This window comes from Burkholderia sp. BCC0506 (assembly GCF_902833145.1).
Classification (GTDB): domain Bacteria; phylum Pseudomonadota; class Gammaproteobacteria; order Burkholderiales; family Burkholderiaceae; genus Burkholderia.
This window is the reverse complement of sequence record NZ_CADFEN010000036.1, coordinates 1-467: the sequence shown is the minus strand read 5'-3', so window position 1 is coordinate 467 and position 467 is coordinate 1. Positions and strand designations below refer to the sequence as shown.

At 60.6% G+C, this 467-nt stretch carries 1 protein-coding gene; it reads left to right on the top strand.

All coding sequences use genetic code 11. The features are described from left to right. Nucleotides 1-30: 30 nt before the first annotated feature. Nucleotides 31-467: DUF6862 domain-containing protein (locus HWX62_RS32845; RefSeq protein ID WP_347879949.1), on the top strand; the 437-nt coding region annotated here is incomplete at its 3' end.

The following is a 467-nucleotide window of genomic DNA, read 5'->3' as shown; positions in this document are numbered from 1 at the left end:
ATCGATGCGACGGGCAGGATTCCAGCGCCAGTGCTGAATGTGATCGAAACGCTAGTGAGCGCTTCGGTTGCAGGCGCATTGGGGTTCAACGTTCAAGGCGCGGTGTCGGCGGCGCAGAACGAAACGCAGAACAACTGGCTGAGTCATGTGCGGCCAAGCTCAATGACGCTGTCGCAGCAGGAGCAGTATGAACAGGCGGCGGCCTCATGTCAGCAGCAAGGGGGCTCAGGGCCGGCCTGTAATCAGCAGAACCAGCTCGCTGCCTTGTCGGCCCAGAATGATCAGAATCTGGCGCAGGCGTGTGCGGGAGGAGCTAACGCGGCATGCCAAGCGCAGATTCAGGCGGCCAAAGCGGGTGGGAATCTGATCTTCACGAACCCCCTGGGGGGAGGGCTGAATTACACGTATGCGAATCCGCTGCAGTTTGCGACGGGGCCGGAAAGCGTGCCTTTCTCGTATGCTAACGG